At 69.1% G+C, this 18,722-nt stretch carries 17 protein-coding genes; 10 read left to right on the top strand and 7 right to left on the bottom strand.

The genetic code is table 11. The annotated features are described in order from the left end of the window. Position 1: 1 nt before the first annotated feature. Positions 2-1,249, top strand: a complete 1,248-nt coding sequence (locus J2X41_RS04285) for a pentapeptide repeat-containing protein (RefSeq protein ID WP_310079900.1) — start codon at positions 2-4, stop codon at positions 1,247-1,249. A gap of 5 nt (positions 1,250-1,254) precedes the next feature. Here the strand turns inward: J2X41_RS04285 and J2X41_RS04280 are convergent, their stop codons facing one another. Then, positions 1,255-2,115, bottom strand: coding sequence for a crotonase/enoyl-CoA hydratase family protein (locus tag J2X41_RS04280; RefSeq protein ID WP_310079899.1), 861 nt, complete (start codon positions 2,113-2,115; stop codon positions 1,255-1,257). 96 nt (positions 2,116-2,211) lie between these two features. On the opposite strand from J2X41_RS04280, the gene J2X41_RS04275 reads away from it, so the two are divergent. Both J2X41_RS04275 and J2X41_RS04270 read left to right on the top strand, forming a co-directional pair. Next, positions 2,212-3,003 carry an SH3 domain-containing protein gene (locus J2X41_RS04275; protein WP_310079897.1) on the top strand — a complete coding sequence of 264 codons (792 nt, stop codon included), beginning with the start codon at positions 2,212-2,214 and terminating at the stop codon, positions 3,001-3,003. A 157-nt stretch (positions 3,004-3,160) separates the two neighbouring features. Continuing rightward, positions 3,161-4,069, top strand: coding sequence for an alpha/beta hydrolase (locus tag J2X41_RS04270; protein ID WP_310079895.1), 909 nt, complete (start codon positions 3,161-3,163; stop codon positions 4,067-4,069). A 22-nt stretch (positions 4,070-4,091) separates the two neighbouring features. Here the strand turns inward: J2X41_RS04270 and J2X41_RS04265 are convergent, their stop codons facing one another. The 5 genes from J2X41_RS04265 to J2X41_RS04245 all read right to left on the bottom strand — a co-directional run bounded on the left by J2X41_RS04265 (position 4,092) and on the right by J2X41_RS04245 (position 9,044). After that, the gene (locus J2X41_RS04265) at positions 4,092-5,039 is read right to left on the bottom strand and encodes a thioesterase family protein (protein WP_310079893.1); all 948 of its coding nucleotides are present in this window, start codon (positions 5,037-5,039) and stop codon (positions 4,092-4,094) included. A 162-nt stretch (positions 5,040-5,201) separates the two neighbouring features. Further along, positions 5,202-5,687, bottom strand: coding sequence for a Fur family transcriptional regulator (locus J2X41_RS04260; protein ID WP_310079892.1), 486 nt, complete (start codon positions 5,685-5,687; stop codon positions 5,202-5,204). Positions 5,688-5,732: 45 nt separating this feature from the next. Next, positions 5,733-6,506, bottom strand: coding sequence for a phosphatase PAP2 family protein (locus tag J2X41_RS04255; protein ID WP_310079891.1), 774 nt, complete (start codon positions 6,504-6,506; stop codon positions 5,733-5,735). 60 nt (positions 6,507-6,566) lie between these two features. Then, positions 6,567-7,619 carry a 1,9-bis(guanidino)-5-aza-nonane synthase gene (locus tag J2X41_RS04250; protein WP_310079889.1) on the bottom strand — a complete coding sequence of 351 codons (1,053 nt, stop codon included), beginning with the start codon at positions 7,617-7,619 and terminating at the stop codon, positions 6,567-6,569. A 165-nt stretch (positions 7,620-7,784) separates the two neighbouring features. Then, complete coding sequence (locus J2X41_RS04245; protein WP_310079887.1) at positions 7,785-9,044, bottom strand: type III PLP-dependent enzyme; 1,260 nt, start codon at positions 9,042-9,044, stop codon at positions 7,785-7,787. A gap of 247 nt (positions 9,045-9,291) precedes the next feature. Between J2X41_RS04245 and phnC the strand changes: the two genes are divergently transcribed. The 7 genes from phnC to J2X41_RS04210 all read left to right on the top strand — a co-directional run bounded on the left by phnC (position 9,292) and on the right by J2X41_RS04210 (position 16,781). After that, positions 9,292-10,086 carry a phosphonate ABC transporter ATP-binding protein gene (phnC, locus tag J2X41_RS04240; protein ID WP_310079886.1) on the top strand — a complete coding sequence of 265 codons (795 nt, stop codon included), beginning with the start codon at positions 9,292-9,294 and terminating at the stop codon, positions 10,084-10,086. Further along, entirely contained in the window at positions 10,062-11,123 is a 1,062-nt protein-coding gene (phnD, locus tag J2X41_RS04235; protein WP_404979885.1) for a phosphate/phosphite/phosphonate ABC transporter substrate-binding protein, read from the top strand. The genes phnC and phnD overlap by 25 nt, the downstream gene beginning before the upstream one ends. Positions 11,124-11,319: 196 nt before the next feature. Continuing rightward, positions 11,320-12,147 (top strand): phosphonate ABC transporter, permease protein PhnE, encoded by an 828-nt coding sequence (gene phnE / locus J2X41_RS04230; protein ID WP_310079882.1) that lies wholly within the window; start codon positions 11,320-11,322, stop codon positions 12,145-12,147. Positions 12,148-12,307: 160 nt separating this feature from the next. Further along, positions 12,308-13,594, top strand: coding sequence for a porin (locus J2X41_RS04225; RefSeq protein ID WP_310079881.1), 1,287 nt, complete (start codon positions 12,308-12,310; stop codon positions 13,592-13,594). A 76-nt stretch (positions 13,595-13,670) separates the two neighbouring features. After that, positions 13,671-14,714: a substrate-binding domain-containing protein gene (locus J2X41_RS04220; protein ID WP_310079880.1), complete on the top strand. Its 1,044-nt coding sequence runs from the start codon at positions 13,671-13,673 to the stop codon at positions 14,712-14,714. A gap of 110 nt (positions 14,715-14,824) precedes the next feature. Further along, positions 14,825-16,117: a hemolysin family protein gene (locus tag J2X41_RS04215; RefSeq protein WP_310079878.1), complete on the top strand. Its 1,293-nt coding sequence runs from the start codon at positions 14,825-14,827 to the stop codon at positions 16,115-16,117. A gap of 7 nt (positions 16,118-16,124) precedes the next feature. Then, positions 16,125-16,781, top strand: coding sequence for a GNAT family N-acetyltransferase (locus tag J2X41_RS04210; protein ID WP_310079876.1), 657 nt, complete (start codon positions 16,125-16,127; stop codon positions 16,779-16,781). Positions 16,782-17,034: 253 nt separating this feature from the next. Here J2X41_RS04210 and J2X41_RS04205 read toward each other — a convergent pair whose 3' ends face one another. Then, on the bottom strand, positions 17,035-18,507 hold the full coding sequence (locus J2X41_RS04205; RefSeq protein ID WP_310079874.1) for a M20 family peptidase: 1,473 nt from the start codon (positions 18,505-18,507) through the stop codon (positions 17,035-17,037). Positions 18,508-18,722: the final 215 nt, after the last annotated feature.

Here is an 18,722-nt window from a genome sequence, read left to right as displayed (position 1 = left end):
CATGTCCGCCCCCGCCTTCTCCGGTCGACCCGTCCAGCCTTCGCTGTTCCGCACCCTCGCGCCGATCGCGCTGAGGGCGGCGGTCGAGGCGCATCTGCGCTATCTGAAGGGGCTGCCGGCCGGCGTCCGCGCCAACCTGTCCTATGTCGATCTCGACCACGTCGATCTGGAGGGCGTCGACCTTTCCGAGGCCGACCTGACCGGCGTCCGCCTGGCCGGGGCCCTGCTGTCGCGCGCCGTGCTGGCCCGGGCCAACCTGTACGGGGCCGACCTGCGCGACGCCGACCTGCGGGAGGCGAACCTCTCGCGCTGCGACCTGCGCGGCGCCTGCCTGCGCGGGGCCAATCTGAGCGGCGCCGACCTGACCGCCTGCGACCTGCGCGAGGGCGTCATCGCCACCCAGGACAGCGTCGACGGCTTCAGGATCCTCAAGCACCGGGCTCGGCCTGGCGAGCTGGAGCGCGTCCTGACGCAGGGCGCGCGGCTGGACGGCGCCCAGGTGGGCCATGCCTTCGCCCGGGTCGCCGACCTGACCGACGCCGACCTGGCCGGGGCCAGTCTGAAGGGCGCCCGGCTGAACCGCGCCACCCTGGACGGCGCCAACCTGTCCCAGGCCAATCTCTACAACGCCGACCTGGCCGGCGCTTCGCTGCGCCGGGCGGTGCTGACCGGCGCCGACCTGGCGGGCACCACGTTCGACGGGGCCGACCTGACCCAGGTGCTGCGCGCCCCGCCGCCGATCGTCTATGTCGACGACGCGCCCCTGCACGAGATCCTCGAGGCGCACGAACTCTATGTGACCAGCGACGGCCGAGACGGCGCGGCGGCCCGGGTGGCGGCGGTCGACTTCCGGCCGCTGCGACGGCTGCGCGGCCGCCGGCTGGCCGGCCTGTCGGCGCCGGGCGCGATCTTCTTCGGCATGGACCTGGAGAAGGTCCAGCTGCAGGGCGCCAACCTGGCCGAGGCCGACCTGCGCGGCGCAAATCTGCGCGGGGCCGACCTGCGGGGCGCCCGGCTGGTCGGCGCCCAGCTGTCGCGGGCCGACCTGTCCGGAGCCCGGCTGGGGCCGCTGACCATCGCCCAGGGCCGCGTCCTGCGCACCGACCTCAGCCGCGCCGCGCTGCAAGGCGCCGACCTGACCGGCGCCGACGCCCGCCGCGTGCGCCTGATCGACGCCGACCTGACCCGCTGCCGGTTGGACGGCTGCGACCTGACCCACGCGGAGCTGCCCGAAGCGGTCGAGGCGTAGGAAGCCTACATCCGCTTCCTGAGCGGCACGAGGTCGGGATAGACCGGCTCGCGGCCCTGGGCCTTGGCCTGAAACGCCTCCATCATGTGCGGCGGCGAGAACATGCCGGTCTGCCAGGTGGCGATGTAGTCCAGCCCGTCCTTGATCGAGTGGTCGCGGGCGTAGTTGATCATCACCTTGCTGCCGGCCACGGCCAGGGGCGACTTCGAGGCGATCTCGCGAGCCGTCGCCAGGGCGTGGGCGACGACCTCCTCGTGGGTGGGCAGCACCTCGTTGACCAGGCCGATCTCGCGCGCCCGGGCGGCGGGCAGCCGCCGGCCGGTATAGGCCAGCTCGCGCACCCAGCCCTCGGGGATCAGCTTGCACAGCCGCGGGAACGTCCCGACGTCGGCGGTCATGCCGATATTGATCTCGTGGATCGTGAAGAAGGCGTCGGCGCTGGCGTAACGGATGTCGCAGGCGCTGGTGAGGTCCACCGCCCCGCCGATGCAGCCGCCCTGGATGGCGGCGATCACCGGCATGCGGGCCTCGTCCAGGCAGCTGAAGCTATCTTGCAGATACCGGACGTGGCGGCGGAAGCTCTCGGCGGCCACGAAGCGGTCGGCGGGCTCGCCGCCGGTCACGCCCTCGCCGTCGGTGAACACCGACAGGTCCATGCCGGCGCAGAAATGCTTGCCGGTCGAGGAGATGACGATGCAGCGGGCGCGGGCGTTGTCGTCGATGTCGCGGACGATGGCCGGCAGCTCGTTCCAGAACGCGCGGGTCATGGTGTTGAGGGCCTCGGGACGTTTCAGGCGCAGATGCGCCACGCCTGTCTCGATCTCGACATCGAAACAGCTATAGTCTGGCTTGTCCGGCACGCTCATCTCTCCCTTATCGTTGATCAGTTTGTATCACGCGGGCGCCGGACGCCAACCGGCCTTCATCCGGGGGCCGAAAGACTTGTTCAGGAGACCTTCCCCATGGTCAGACATTCCATCGCCGCCACCCTGTCGGTCGGCGCCGTCCTCGCCTCGCTGGTCGTCGCGCCGCTGCCGGCGGCGGCCCAGTCCAAGGGCATCAGCGGCCTGTTCGGCTGCGAAGGCTCGGGCAAGAAGCAGGAGGGCGGCGCCCTGATCGGGGCCGCGGCCGGGGCCCTGGTGGGCCGCGCGGTCAGCAAGAACGAGAAGACCCTGGGCACAGTGCTGGGCGCGGCGGCCGGAGCGGCGGCGGGGGCCTATATCGGCTGCCGCATGCAGTCGACCGACCAGGCCATGGCCCAGCAGGCCACCAAGCGCGCGCTCGACAGCGGCCGCTCGGAGAGCTGGAGCAATTCGCGCACCGGCGCCTCGGGCCGCATCGACGTGGTCTCCTCGTCCTACGGCCCGCCGATCGCCGGCGACACCCTGCGCTTCGAGCGCGGCGTCCAGGCGCTGCGCAGCTACGACGCCGTCGGCGGCGACTACACCGCCCGCGGGACCGCCAACCTGCGGTCGGGTCCGTCGACCACCGGCAAGGTGGTGGGCAAGCTGTCGGCCGGCCAGCGGGTCGAGGTGCTGGGCGGCGCGCCCAATAGCAACTGGCTGCTGGTGGGCCGCGACGGCTACGGCGTCGGCTATGTCTCGGCCCCGCTGCTGGACCAGAGCGGCTATGGCCCGGAAGCCAACTGCCGGATCATCAACGCCTCGATCAGCACCCGCAACGACCGCCCGACCACCGAGCGCTACAGCGCCTGCAAGGACGACCGCGGCGAGTGGCAGCTGACGGCGGCGTAGGGGCGACCCCGCACTTGCCCCCACTTGGCGGCGCCGAAGCGCTCTTCCACCCTTGGGGGAAGACGGCCGAAGGCCCGTAGGGGGCAAGTGCGGACTCCCAATGTCGCGGCCACCCGCCTACCTTAGGCGCCAGCAGCCGCAACAGGAGCCTTCCGCCATGGACGCGGCCGTCTTTCGAGAGCCTCGCCGACGTTTCATCCCGATCGCCAGCCGCGCCGGGGCGGGCGAGATGGCGGTGCTGGAGTTCGGACCCGCCGACCGTCCGGTGGACGTGGTCTTCGTCCACGCCAACGGCTTCAACGGCCAGACCTACCGCGCCCTGCTGGCCCCGCTGTCGGCCGGGCTGCGGGTGCTGGCGGTGGACCAGCGCGGCCACGGCTCCAGCCGCCTGGCCGCCAATCCGGAACGCCGGCGAAGCTGGCTGGACCTGCGCGACGACCTGCTGGCCCTGCTGACCGCCCTCGACCAGGAGCCCGTGGTGCTGGCCGGCCATTCGATGGGCGCCACGGTCAGCCTGCTGGCCGCCGCGGCGGCGCCGGACGCGGTGCGCGGCCTGGTGCTGCTGGATCCGGTGATCATGCCCCGGATCATGGCCTTCTACGCCCACATGCCCTGGACCTCCGGGGCGCTGTGGAAGCATCTGCCGCTGGTCCAGGGGGCGCTGCGCCGCCGGGCGGTGTTCGACACCCGCGAGGCCGCCTTCACCGCCTATCGCGGGCGCGGGGCGTTCAGGACCTGGCCCGAGACCATGCTGGCCGACTATGTCGGCGGCGGCTTCAAGGATCGCGAGGACGGCAAGGTCGAGCTGGCCTGCGCCCCGGCCTGGGAAGCTTCCAACTACAGCGCCCAGGCCCACGACCCCTGGCGGGCCATGAGCCGCATCCGCTGCCCGGCGCGGCTGCTCAGGGCGGAGAAGGGCTCGACCGCCCATGTCGGCGACGGCGCTAGCTTGATGCGCCGCCACCCGGCGATCCGTGTGGAGACGGTGGCCGGCGCCGGCCACTTCCTGCCGATGGAGCGCCCGGACCTGGCGCGCGAGGCGATCTTCGAGATGGCGGCGGGGTAGGGCCGCCGCGTTTGCGATCGGCCTACAGCGCCAGCTCGTCCACCGCCGCCTTCGCCAGTTCGGCCCGCGCCGCCTGGCTGATCGGCACGACCTTCCGCGCGTCGAGGTCGAAGGTGACGGCCACGGCCTCCGACGTGCCCCAGGGCTGTCCGGTGGTGGGATCGAGCATCCAGTGGACCACGCGCATCGCCTGGCCCTCGGTCCCGACCAGGCCCGACCGCAGCTCGACCCGGTCGCCGGCCCGCGGCCAGGTCAGCTGGGCCAGGCGGTATTCCAGCACCGCGCCGCCGACCCGGGCGGGCTTGGGCTCGGCATGGGCGACGACGATGTCGCGGAACGGGCCGATGAAGGCGCCGATGCCGTCCGAGACCCGGCCGATGAACTGCTCGGCGCGCATCCGTCCGAACACGTCGCAGTCGGTCGGCGACAGGGCGCCCAGCCCGATCCGCTTCAGGCCCAAGGCCTCGGCGCGCTGCAGGCTGGCGGTCGGCTCGAACGGCGACAGGTCCAGGCTGCGGGCCCGCGCCTGTTCCGGAACCTCGACCGTCAACGCCGCGGCCCGGTCGTGGACGATCCGCGGCCACGGGAAGGCCTCGCCTTCGCGCGGGGTGACGTGGGCGAGGGTGGTCTGGAAGGTCGCCGCCAACTGGCCGGTAGCGGTGTGAACCAGCAGCTGCAGGACCCGCGCCTCGGTCTCGGAAATGGCGATCACCCCGCCCAGCATGTGCAGCGTCGCCCCGGCCTGGGCCTCGCGCAGGAAACGGATGTGCTGTTCGCGGACCACCAGGGTCGCGTTGGCGTAGGGCGAGAAGGCGTGCGGCAGGCCGAGTTCGGCCGCGAGCCCGGCCAGCCCCTCCATGGCCCGGGTGACGTAGAAGCGCACGTTCATGTGCCCCATCTCGTCGCAGTCCCAGGTGTTGACGCCGCCTCGCCAGATTTCGACGCCGGGATAGGTCTCGGTGGGCGTCATGGGAAAGATCCGGGAGGGTTGGACGGCTGTTTGGAGCCTAACGGCGTTTGCGCAATCTTCGCAATCTCCGCCGCGGACATGCCCTTGCGGCGTGTCCCCAGATACATCTCCGGCGTCTTGCCCGTGATGGGGACACGCCGCAAGGGCATGTCCCCGACTGGATCACCCTCGGCAGTCCGCGCACAGCCCGTGGGCCTCGATGGTCACGGCGGTCAGGGCGTAGCCGGCGGCGGCGCCTGCGGCGATGATCTCGGCGCTGGCCTTGGGTTCGATCTCGCGGGTGGCGCCGCAGCAGTCGCAGATCAGGAAGGCGGCGGCGTGGCCGTCGGCCTCCTTGCGGCAGGCGACATAGGCGTTGAGGCTCTCGATGCGGTGGGCGAAGCCCTGCTTCTCGAGGAAGTCCAGGGCGCGGTAGACGGTCGGCGGCTTGGCGGGTGGACCGTCGACGGCGAAGCTGGCGATCAGGTCGTAGGCCTTCACCGGCTGGCCGGCCTGCAGCAGCAGCTCCAGCACCCGGCGGCGCGGGGCGGTCAGGCGCTGGTCGGCGGCGCCGCAGCGCGCCTCGGCGGCGTTCAGCTCGGCCGCGAGGGCCGAACCGGCGACGCCGTGGTTGTGATGGTCGTGATCGCACGCGGCATGATGGGCCATGACCAAGAGGTAGAGGGCGCGACCCTCCCGCGCAAGCTTGCGGGCTCAGTAGGGCGTCTGGGCCACCAGCGCCGACTCGACGTCGCATCGAGCGCGATCGGGCGCCGGGCCCGTCGCTCGCGCGGCGTCCAGCTCGCGCCCGACCGCCGCCAGGTCGGCGGCGAAGGCCGGCGAGGTCTCCAGGGTCTTGACCAGGGCGGCGGCGTTCAGCCGGCCCGCCTCGACCGAGGAAGCGTTGTGCACGCCGCAGATCACCCGGCTTTCGCCATAGGCCCTGGCCCGGGCCAGGATGGCGTCGGCCCTTTGCGGTTGGGCCTTGGCCAGGACCAGGCCGACGGTCCAGCCCCAGGTGGCGTGGCCGGACGGATAGTCGGGGCTCAGGGCGGTGATCAGGCCGCTGCGCACGCAGATCGCGCCGCGATCGACCTGGTAGGGGCGCTTGCGGTCGTAGAGCCGCTTGGGGCTCGAGACGGCCGGCCGCACGTCTTGGCGGATCCGGCGCAGCATCGCCGCCAGCCGCGGCGTGGCCTGGCGACTGGGCGTCGCGCCCAGGGCGCAGCTGTAGGCGTCCAGAATCTTGGCCTTGCGCGCGTCCCGCTTGGCCAGCGACCAGCGCGGGGTGTCCTTGAGCCGGCGGGTGTCCAGGAATGTGCGGCGGTCGCGCTGGTCGATGGCGGACCCGGCCGCCGGCGGGGGCGGCACGGCCTGGCGCGCGTCATAGGACCCCTTGGCGAGATAGGGGACCGCCTGCGATCCCGTCAGGCTGGCGCAGCCGGCTAGGGCCAGACCCGTCATCCCGATCGTCAGCCAGGCGCGCATGAAAAAGGGTCCCCGAAGCAACTTCGGGGACCCTGCAGTTTCAGGTCGTCCGTATCAAGCCTACTTGCCGAACAGCTTCTGCCAGCGGGGCTTTTCGCGGCCTTTCCAGTGTTCGCGGTGATAGGCGTCCGAGGCGATCAGCGGCACCACGGTGGTGGCTTCGGCGAACACCATCTGCTCGTAGGTGGTGTTGACCTTGCCCCAGCTGGCGGCCTCCTTCAGCGTCGAGGAGCTGCAGGCGCCGTCGCGGACGTCGGCGACGGTGATCTGCACCGCGTACTTGTGCATGTCGGCCTCGACGCCGAGGATCTCGGCGCAGACCACGGTGTCCTGGGCGAAGTTCTTGGGCACGCCGCCGCCGACCATGAACAGGCCGGTGGTGCCGGCCGCGATCTTGATGTCGGTCAGTTCACGGAAGTCCGCGACCGCGTCGATCATCAGATAGGGCTGCTTGGCGGCGATGCGTTCCTTCTGGTGCTTGACCAGGCCGAAACCGGCCGAGCTGTCGACGAAGGCCGGGCAGAAGATCGGCACGCCTTCTTCATAGGCGGTCTGGATCAGCGAGCCTTGCTTCTTGGCGTTGCCTTCCGACAGCCACTTGCCCATCTCCCAGATGAACTCGCGCGAGGAATAGGCGCGCTGCTCCAGGCGGTTGCAGATCTCCAGGATCGTGTGGTCGCAGTTCTGGAGCTCTTCCTCGTCGATATAGGTGTCGTAGATGCGGTCGATATAGTTGTCGCGCAGCACGTTGTCGTCGACCGGGCCGGCGGCCTGGTAGTGCTTGAAGCCCAGGGCTTCGAAGAAGTCCATGTCGACGATCGAGGCGCCGGTGGCGACCACGGCGTCGATCATGCCGTTCTTCACCATGTCGCGGTAGACGTGCATGCAGCCGCCGGCCGAGGTCGAGCCGGCCAGGATCAGCCACGGCGAGCAGGACTTGTCCTCCAGCGCCATGTTGAAGATGTCGGCGGCGCGGGCGGTGTCGCGCGAGCTGAACGACATCTTGCGCATGGAATCGATGATGGGGCGGGCGTCGAACGACGTGATGTCGATATGCTCGACCACGTTCTGCAGCAGCTCGGCCTTCTGGTTGTTCGGAACGGGAGCGTTCATCGCTTCGGTTTCCCTGACTTTGGACGCCCGTCGTTGATAGGAACCCTTCGCCGGGACGGAGCGACCGACGGGGGAATTGGGAAATGAGGCTACGCCCGACGTTCGTAACGTCGGGCGCGGCGCGCGGTTTAACTCAGAAACGATTTAGAGGCGAACCAAGACGACTTAGCGACGCCGCCGCTTCTTGCCGGCCGCGCCTTTCGGCCGCGAGAACCGCACGATCTTGCGTTCCTCGGCCTCGGGCCGCGGGGTCGGGATCGAGCGCTTGGCCAGGCCGTACATCGAGGCCATCGGCGCGTCCGAAACCTGGGCGGTGTCGGTTTCGCCAAAGCCGTTGAAGCGGGTCGACATGGCCACGCCATAGGCGCCCAGCATGCCGATCTCGATGTAGTCGCCCTCGTCGACGCTTTCCGGCAGGTAGAACGGGCCGGGCATGTGGTCGACGCTGTCGCAGGTGGGGCCGTAGAAGCGGAAGGGCTTGAGGCCTTCTTCCACCACTTCGCCGTTCTTGCGCAGCAGCTTGACCGGGAACGGCCACTTCATGTGGGCCGCGTCGAACAGCGAACCGTACGAGCCGTCGTTCAGATAGAGCGCGTCGCCCTTCTTCAGCTCGACCTTGACCAGCAGGGACGAGGCCTCGGCCACCAGGGCCCGGCCGGGTTCGCACCACAGTTCGGTGGTCTCGTGGACCATCATGTCCGAGAAGCCCCGGTCGATGGCGGCCAGGTATTCGGACATGTCGGGCGGGACCATGCCGGGATAGATCGACGGGAAGCCGCCGCCCACGTCGACGACGTCGGCCAGCACGCCGGCCCGCACCAGGGCGCGGGAGGCCTGGGCCATCGCCGCCTGGTAGGCGGTGGGGCGCATGCACTGGCTGCCGACGTGAAACGACACGCCCATCAGGTCCTGGGTCGAGCGGCGGGCCGCCAGCAGCAGGGCCGGGGCGTTGTGCGGCTCGACGCCGAACTTGCCCGACAGGCTGTAGGCCGCGCCCTCGGCCTGCACGCCCATGCGGACGATCAGGTTCAGGTCCTTGGCCTGGCCGGTGGCGTCCAGGATCTTGGCCAGCTCTTCATGGGTGTCGAACGAGAACGTCCGCACGCCGTGATCGAAATAGGCGGCCGAGATCGCCACGCGGCTCTTCACCGGGTGCATGAAGGCCATGCGCGAGCCGGGAGCGTGCTCGCCGACCAGCTCGATCTCGTTGAGCGAGGCGACGTCGAACGACCGGACGCCGGCGTCCGCCAGCTCGCGGATCACCCACGGCGAAGGATTGGCCTTCACCGCGTAAAAGACATCGCCCTTGAATTCAGCCTGGAACCAGCGCGCCGCTACGGAAACCGCGTCGGGCCGCACGAGTGCGACGGGACGTTCCGGTGACCGCTCACGGACCAGGTCCAGGGGATTATGGTACGTGTGCAATTCACGTAGACCCCTGCAGAAGTGAAACCCAGGCCGGCGTTAGCAGCGCTTATGAGGACTTCGGGTCCGCCGGAGCGAGCGAAATAGGGTCATCGCCGCACGATGTAAAGAGTCTTTTGGACGCGGGCTTCCGCTCGCCCTTGCGGTGAATTGATCCACGGACCGTCACAAATCCATTGCGTCCGTGCCCCAAACCGACGAACGCACTTCCCAGCGCCCAAAACCACGTTAAGGATTCGTCCCGACCATGACGTCGGACCCTGTTCTCTCGATCCGCGCCGCCTCCAAGACCTTCGGGTCGCGGCGGGCGCTGGACGCCGTCTCGCTCGACGTGGGGCGCGGCGAGATGATCGCGCTCATCGGTCCGTCGGGCTCGGGCAAATCGACCCTGCTGCGCTCGATCGACGGCCTGCAGACGATTGATGAAGGGGAAGGCGTGATCACCGCCTTCGCCGGTCCGGTCCAGGCCAAGGGGCGGGTCAGCGACCATGTGCGCAAGGCGCGCATCCGCATCGGCTTCATCGCCCAGCAGTTCAACCTGGTCGGCCGGCTGAGCCTGTTCACCAACGTCGCCCTCGGCTCGCTGGGGCGGATCGGCACGCTGCGCGGCCTGTTCGGGGCCTGGCCGGACGAGACCCGGACGGCGGCCATGGCCGCCCTGCACCGGGTGGGCGTGGCCGACTACGCCGCCCAGCGCGCCAACACCCTGTCGGGCGGCCAGCAGCAGCGCGGGGCCATCGCGCGGGCCCTGGTGCAGAAGGCCAAGATCATCCTCGCCGACGAGCCGGTCGCCTCGCTCGACCCGGTCTCGGCGCGCAAGGTCATGGAGATCCTCCGTGATCTGAACAAGACCGACGGTCTGACCGTGGTCGTCACCCTGCACCAGGTCGACTACGCCCTGCGCTATTGCGACCGGGTGGTGGCGCTGAAGGCCGGCAAGAAGGTCTATGACGGCCCGACCAGCGGTCTCGGCCGCGACAAACTCATCGACATCTACGGCCCGGAATTCGAGGACGTATTCTGGGAAGGAGCTCCGCAATGATCCGCCGCACCCCGATCTCGCGCCTTGTCGCCGCCGGCCTTGGGGTCGTCGCGGCCCTGACGCTCGCCGCGTGCGGGGAGCAGAAGGCCGCCGGACCGGCCGCGCCCAAGGACACGATCGTGTTCTCGATCCTGTCGACCGAGTCAGCCCAGAACATGGAGAGCTACTGGAAGCCCATCCTGGTCGACATGGAAAAGTCGACGGGGATGAAGGTGAAGCCGTTCTTCTCGTCCAACTATTCGTCGCTGATCGTGGCCATGGGCGCCAAGCAGACCGACGTGGGCTGGTTCTCCAACCAGTCGGGCCTGGAAGCCGTGCGCCGCTCGGGCGGCGAGGTCTTCGCCCGCACCTTCGACCCGTCGGGGACCGACGGCTACAAGTCGGTGATCATCGTCCCGTCCGACAGCAAGCTGACGGTCGAGGGCCTGCTCAAGTGCGACAGGACCCTGAACTTCGGGATCGGCGACAAGAAGTCGACCTCAGGCACCCTGGCCCCGATGACCTACCTGTTCATCCCGGCCGACAAGAAGCCCGAGACCTGCTTCAAGACCGTGCTCAGCGCCAGCCACGACGCCAACCTGTTCGCGGTGGCCAACCACAAGCTGGACGCGGCCACCAACAACACCACGGCCCTGAAGCTCAACGCCCAGGCCAAGGGCGGCGCGCAGTCCAGCAAGGTCAAGGTGATCTGGGAATCGCCGACCCTGCCGGAAGACCCGATCGTCTGGCGCAAGGACCTCGACCCGGTGGTCAAGGAAAAGCTGCGCCAGTTCTTCCTGACCTACGGCCAGGGCGACACGCCGGTGGCGGCCCAGCAGCGCAAGAACCTGGCGCGGTTGTCGATGGGCGGCTTCAAGCCCGCTGACGACACCCACCTGCTTGTGGTGCGCGAGATGGAGGCCCTGGAGCAGGTCGGTCTGGCCCGCGAAGCCGGCGACAAGGCCAAGCTGGCCGCGGCCGAGACAAACCTGGCCGGCATCAAGGCCGAGCGCCTGGCCGCCGAGGGCAAGGCCGGCCTCGCCGCGCCGGCCAACTAGGGGCGGACCCCGTGAAGTCCAATCACCGTTGTCATCCCGGAAAGCGCGGAGCGCTTGTCCGGGACCCAGGGGCAACCGCACCGCATGCGCCCAGTCCCCTGGGTCCCGGACAGCCTCTGCGAGGCTTCCGGGATGACAACGGTCTGGAATTTACCGGCCGCTTGGGCGACCTTGGATCAGATCTTCAGAGCCCGTCATGAGCGCCCTAGCTAGCGACGCCGTCCCGCCCCCGCCCAGCAAGCCGCTCTCGGCGCGGGCCTTTGACCTGCTGTTGTGGGGCGGGGTGATCGCCCTGCTGGTGGTCAGCTTCAAGCCGGCCGAGATCGACAAGTTCCCGCAGCTGTTCACCGACGCCAGCAAGATGCAGGGCTTCGCCAGCGGCTTCTTCTCGCCGTTCATCGATCCCAAGGCGTTCATGGCCGCCGACTGGGAACTGTACATCGGCAAGATGTGGCAGACGATCCAGATGGCGCTGTGGGGCACGGCCCTGGCCATTGTCGTGGCCATTCCGCTGGGCCTGCTGGGCGCGCGCAACATCAGCCCGTGGTGGATCCAGCAGCCGGTCCGCCGCCTGCTGGACCTGATCCGCTCGATCCCCGATCTCGTCGTGGCGCTGATCTTCATCACAGCCGTGGGCCTGGGGCCGTTCGCCGGGGTGATGGCCCTGACCTTCAACACCGGCGGGGTGCTGGCCAAGCTGTTCGCCGAAGCCGTCGAGTCGATCGACAAGGGTCCGGTCGAGGGCGTGCGGGCGACCGGGGCGATCAAGCTGGCCGAGGTGGTCTGGGGGGTGATCCCGCAGGTGGCGCCGCTGTGGACCAGCTACGCCCTCTACCGCTTCGAAAGCTCCAGCCGGTCGGCGACCGTCCTGGGACTGATCGGGGCCGGCGGCGTGGGCCAGGTGCTGCTCGATTCGATCAACGGCTTCCAGTACGACCAGACCGGCTGCATCGTTCTGGTCATCGTGGTGGCCGTTTCGTTGATCGACCTGCTGTCGCAGATCATCCGCACACGTCTGCTTTAAGGACCGTTTCTGTGGCCTTATCGCCACAATTAACGCCTTGAAAAGGCTTGTCATCGGTCTGTCATCAAAGGGTGGCGGAACCGTCACGGGACCCCCGTAAAGCGCTCCTACCTGATCCGGACCAACGGGCAGGGGGCAAAGCCTAAAGGGGAATTCTCACATGCGGAACAAGACCTCGCTGGTCTGCGGCGCGGCGCTGGGCGCCATGCTGGCCTGCGGCCTCGGCGTCGCGGCTCACGCGCAAGACAACACGATCGCCTGGAAGGGCGCTCCGCAGTGGACGAACGACGACGTCTATTTCAAGGTCCGCGGCCGGATCCTGGTGGACGGCGTGTTCCAGGACGTCGACCGCGAAGGCGCGGCGACCGACTACAAGACCAGCAACATCCGCGGTCGCCAGGTGTTCATCGGCATCGAAGGCAAGCTGAACAACTACATCGCCTACAAGGCCGAAGGCGGCTGGGTGAACGGCGGCAACCCGTCGTGGGACGACGTGGTCATCGAGGTCAAGCCGACCGAAATGACCTCGATCTTGATCGGCAACGTCAAGGCCACCGGCCTGGAAAACCTGACCTCGACCCGCTTCACCACCTTCATGGACCGCGGTCCGTACGGTGACTTCGGCGTCGACAGCTATCTGCTGAGCGTCGTCGGCAAGGTGCAGGGCCCCAACTGGAGCGTTACCGGCGCCGTCCAGGGCGACAGCATCAACAGCAACGACATCAACAACACCTCGTCGGCCACCAACACCAACCAGAACTCGCAGGAGCGCCTGGGCTTCACGGGCCGCTTCCACTACGCGCCGCTGGTGACCGACACCGACAAGGTCCACCTGGCCGTGTCGGCCCGCTACCGCAACCACGGCAACGAAGGCGCCTTCAACTACCAGGGCCGCCCGGACACCAACTACGGCACCAGCGGCCTATACTACAAGACCGGCGCCATCGCCGACCGTGACACCACCATGGCCGCCGAAGGCGCCTGGATCCACGGGCCGTTCTCGGTCCAGGGCGAATATTCGAACATCTCGGTCGAGCGCCTGGCCACCACGGCCCCGGGGTCGAACCCGGACATCAAGGTCGGTTACGCCTTCGTCAGCTTCTGGCCGACGGGCGAGACCCGCAACTACGATCCGGTCGCCGGCGAGATCAAGCGTCCGAAGATCCTGAACCCGATCACCGCCGGCGGCTTCGGCGGCGTCGAACTGGCTCTGCGCTACGACTACGCCGACCTGACCGACGCCTACAAGTCGGCCTCGACCGCGGCCAGCAAGACCCTGTCGCAGGACGCCGGCAAGTACACGGCCTGGACCCTGGGCGTGAACTACTACCCGACCGCCTATGTCCGCTTCCAGGCCAACTACACCGACGGCTCGGTCGATCCGGTCGTCGTCGGCCGCGGCACGGACATCAAGCAATTCCAGCTGCGCGCCCAACTGGACTTCTAAGACCCTTCCTCCTGGCCGGCGCGAACGCCGGCCAGGAGTCTTCCTCACACCGCTCCAGAGACTCCAGGAGTCCTCCATGAAGAAGCTGCTTTCCTGCGCGGCCGCCGCCGTCGCCCTGTCGGGCCTCGCCGCCGCCCCCGCCCACGCCGCCCGCGACTATGTCTGGGCCGCCGGTTCCTCGACCGTGTTCCCGTTCGCCACCCGCACCGCCGAGAACTTCGCCAAGAAGACCGGCAAGAAGGCTCCTAAGGTCGAAAGCCTCGGCACCGGCGGCGGCATCAAGCTGTTCTGCTCGGGCGCCGGCGAAGGCTTCCCGGACATCGCCAACGCCTCGCGCCCGATGAAGAAGTCGGAATTCGACGCCTGCGCCGCCAAGGGCGTCAAGGACATCGTCCAGATCAAGATCGGCTTCGACGGCATCGTCGTGGCCACCGACAAGGAAGGCGCCGACTACAACTTCAAGACCGAGCACCTGTATCTGGGCCTGGCCAAGCAAGTCCTGAAGGGCGGCCAGTTCGTCGCCAACCCGTACAAGACCTGGGACGAGATCGGCTCGGGCCTGCCGGGCAACCGCATCCAGGTCTATGGCCCGCCGCCCACCTCGGGCACCCGCGACGCCTTCGTGGAACTGGCCATCGAGGCCGGCGCCCGCAAGTTCCCGACCGCCGACGCCATCCGCGGCGACAACGAAAAGAAGTTCAAGTCGCTGGTCGACCCGCTGCGCAACGACGGCTGGATCGACGCCGGCGAGAACGACAACGCCATCGTCGGCACCCTGACCAAGACCCCCGGCTCGCTGGGCGTCTTCGGCTGGTCCTACCTCGAAGAGAACATGGACAAGATCAAGGGTGCCTCGGTCAACGGCGTGCGGCCCTCGGCCCAGACGATCGCCGACGGCTCCTACCCGCTGTCGCGCTCGCTGTTCATCTACGTCAAGAAGGCCAATATCGGCGTGACGCCGGGCCTGGCCGAATTCGTCACCGAGTTCACCTCGGACGCGGCCACGGGTCGGGGCGGCTATCTGCAAGGCCGCGGCCTGATCCCGCTGCCCCCCGGCCAGCACGACGCCCAGAAGCAAGTCGCCGCCAACAAGACGGCGATGGCGCGTCCGGCCCAATAGGCCGACACGACCTCGAACAAGGCGACGCCGCGGTCCCCAGTGGGCCGCGGCGTTTTCTTTTGTATAGTGGGTCCCCGCGCCCGCCTGGGTCGCGCCAACCCTGAAGGGCCATGATCCTCCTCGCGCTCGCCGTCGTCCTGCTCCTCGTTCTTTTGAACGGGGTGTTCTCCATGTCCGAACTGGCGGTGGTATCGGCCCGCCGCGCCCGGCTGCAGACCTTCGCCGACAGGGGCGACAAGGGGGCCAAGCTGGCCCTGGCTATGGCCGAGCACCCGACCCGCTTCCTGTCGGCCGTGCAGGTCGGCATCACCCTGATCGGCATCCTCGCCGGCGCCTACGGCCAGGCAACGATCGCCGGGGCCCTGGACAAGTGGCTGTCGACCCAGCCGGTGGTCGGTCCGCATTCCGAAGCGATCGCCACCACCATCGTCGTCGTCGGCCTGACCTACGTGTCGGTGATCCTCGGCGAGCTGGTGCCCAAGCGCCTGGCCCTGCTGTTTCCCGACGTGATCGCCCGCCGCATGTCGCCGTTCCTGGCGGTGGTGGCCACGGTGCTGCGCCCGTTCGTCACCCTGCTGACCGCCTCGACCGCCGGCATCCTCAAGCTGCTGGGCGTGCGCGACGAGCGGACCAACGACATCACCGCCGAGGAGGTCGAGACCGTCCTGGCCGAGGGCGCGGACGCCGGGCTGATCGAGCCCGAAGAGCGCTCGATGATCCAGGAGGTGCTGCGCCTGGGCGACCGCCCGGTCCGCGTGGCCATGACTCCGCGCCGCGACCTGTTCTGGATCTCGCTGACCGACAGCCAGGACGAGATCCTGCGGGAGATCCGCGACTGTCCCTATTCGCGCATCGTGGTGGCCAGCGAGGGCGACCTGGACGGCGACATCGGGGTGATCCTCAAGAAGGACCTGCTGGACGCCTGCCTGGGCGGCGAGGCCATCGACATCAAGAGCCACGTCCAGCAGCCGATCGCCATCCCCGAGACCATGTCGCTGCTGCGGGCCATGGCGGTGTTCAAGCAGACGCCGCTGCACATGGCCCTGGTGGTCGACGAGTTCGGCTCGATCCAAGGCGCGATCACGCCGCTGGACCTGTTGGAAATGATCGCCGGCGACTTCCCCGAGGACCACGACGAGACCGAGACCCGCATCCTGCGCCGCGAGGATGGGACCTGGCTGGTCGACGCGCGGGTGGACATCCAGGAGCTGAACGACGCCCTGGGCGAAAGCTTCGAGGCCGAAGGCGGCTATCACACGGTGGCGGGGCTGTTGCTGGATCGGCTCGGGAGGATCCCCCGCGAAGGAGAGATCGTCGAGTTGGGCGGGTTCGACGCCGAGGTCGTGGACATGGACGGCTCGCGGATCGACAAGGTGATCTTGCGGTGCGTGCCCAAGGAGTAGGACGCGCATGGACGGATCGGCCGATGCGGCGCTGGTCGAGGCGTGGGCGACCGGCTGGGCGCTGTCGCGAGGTGTCGGCGCGCCGATCCGAGCGGCGGGCGGCCACCGGATCGTGGTGGGAGAGCCCGGACATGCCGAGCGTTATATCTTCCCGGCCCTGGATGCGGCGGCCCTGTCGGACCTGGCGGCGAGGATCACCGCGCCCGGGATCTTCCTGAAGGCGTTCTGTACGCCCGAAGCGCTGCTGGCCGCCGTTGACGCGCGCTGGAGCCCGCACGCGCCGGGCGACCTGATGGCCATCGATCTGGTCGCCGTTCCGCCGCCCCCACCCCTGGCCGCGGGCTACGTTCACGCGCTCCGCGCCGAGGGGGCGGTTCTGGTCGTCGAGATCCACGACGCGGGCGGGGTCTTGGCGGCTTCGGGCCGCGCCGCCCTGACCGGCGGCTTCGCGGTGTTCGACAAGATCGTCACCGACCCGGCGCATCAGCGGCGCGGCCTGGGGCGGTTCGTGATGGGCGTCCTGGGCGAACGGGCCCGGGCGCTGGGCGCGGCTCGCGGCGTCCTGGTCGCCACGCCGGAGGGGCGGGCGCTGTACGAAGTGCTGGGCTGGCGCTTCGAGGGGCGAATGGAGACGGTCGTGATCCCGGACGAGGTGGTCGGCTGAAAGCGGGCCCTGAGCAGCTTCGATCGAAATCCATCCAAACGGTATCATCCCGGAAAGCGCGCAGCGCTTGTCCGGGACCCAGGACAGCCGCACCGCATCGGCCCAGTCCCCGGGGGCCCGGACAGCCTCTGCGAGGCCTCCAGGATGACAACGAATTTGGGCCCGATCGCGCCGGCGGGTCCCGTGAAGAGTTTGTGTCGGTGCAGGGTTGGGGACAGGCGCATGCGCCTGTCCCCGGCTTTCGCTCGAACCCCTACCGCGCCGCGGTCTCCACCAGCCGCTGATAGAACCGCACCATGCGTTCGACATTGGCGAGGGTCATGTGCTCGTTGGTGCCGTGGATCATCTCGGTGTCCTTCACCGACAAGACCAGGGGCTGGAAGCGGTAGATGTCGTCGGCGATCGGGCCCATGTAGCGGCTGTCGCTGGCGGCGGTCATCAGGGCCGGGGCGACCGGCGCCTTGCTTTCGTCGCCGGCCAGGGCGGCCAGGGTCTTCCAGCCCTCCGACGTGGTCGACGAGACCTTGCTGGGCTCGTCCGGCGTCTTCACCCAGGCCAGCTTGACCGGCAGGTCGCCGACCGCGTCCTTGGCCTTGGCCATCACCTTGGCCGAGCTGTCGCCGGGCGCGATGCGGTAGTTGATCCAGGCCGTGGCGTCCTGCGGCAGCACGTTCTCCTTGGGCGAGCCCTTCAGCATGGTCGGGGCGATGGTGGTGTGCAGCATGGCCGCCCCGGCCGGGGTCTTGGCCGTCTGGCTGACCAGCAGCGGCGAGAACAGCCAGGTGTTGGCGGCCGCCACCTTGATGGTCCCCGAGCTGTGCGGGGCCAGGCTTTTCAGCATGTCGGCGCCGGGGCCGCTGAACCTCATCGGAAACGGATGGTCGGCGATGGCCAGCACCGCCTTGGCCAGGGTGGTCACCCCGGTCTGGGCTGGCGGGGCCGACGAATGGCCGCCGACGGCGGGAGCCGTCACGGTCAGGGTGGCGTAGCCCTTCTCCGCCGTGGCGATCAGGGCCACCGGTTTCTTGGTCACCGGATGGTCCTCGACCACCACCATGCCCTCGTCGAGCACGAACTGGGCCTTGACCCCGCGCGACTTCAGCAGGGCCGCCGCGGCCCGCGCGCCGCCGCCGCGCACTTCCTCGTCATGGCCGCTGACCACGATCACCGTGCGCTTGGGGACGAAGCCGGCCTTGGCCAGGCCGTCCAGCGCCTCGAACAGGGTGACCAGGCTGCCCTTGTCATCGATCGAGCCCCGGCCCCAGACCGCGCCGTCGGCGACCACCCCGTCGAACGGCGGATGAGTCCAGGCCCCCTCGCTGCCGGGGGTGACCGGCACCACGTCCTGGTGGGCCATCAGCACGATCGGGGCCAGGCCGCGGTCGGTCCCCTGCCAAGTGTAGACCAGCGCATGGCCGGCCACGACCTCGCGGCCCATCACCCGGTGGGCGTCGGGATAGGTCGCCTGCAGCCAGGCGTGCAGCCTGTCCCACTCAGCCGGCTGGTCCTCGGCGGGATCCTGGTGGCTGACGGTCCGGAAGCGCACGGCCTCGCCTAGATGCCGGGCCGCCAGGTCGACGTCGATTGAGCGAGCCGAGGCGAGGTGGATGCTGGAGGTGTCGACCGCCGCCGGAGCCTTGAACGTCGCCGTGCGCACCGCGACCACGGCGCCGACCGCCAGCACCAGCCCCACGGCCGTCAGCGCCGTCCTGCTCTTCCAGCCCATGGTCCGCTCCCCCGAACGTTTGTTTTGAGGACTGTGCGACGGGGCGCGGGCCGTGCCAACCGGCAAAGTTTGGCGACAGGTGTTCACGCCCACCCTCATGGTCGTCATCCTCGGACTTGTTGTTCAGTCCGGGGACATGGCGGACACCTGTTCGGAGACATGACTGACAGGTTTGGGGTCGGTCAAGTCGATGGTGGCGACCTGATGGCTGGCGA

The sequence above is a fragment of the Caulobacter sp. BE254 genome (genome assembly GCF_031457295.1).
Classification (GTDB): Bacteria; Pseudomonadota; Alphaproteobacteria; order Caulobacterales; family Caulobacteraceae; genus Caulobacter.
The sequence above is the reverse complement of the archived record's forward strand: the minus strand, read 5'-3'. Positions and strand labels throughout refer to the sequence as shown.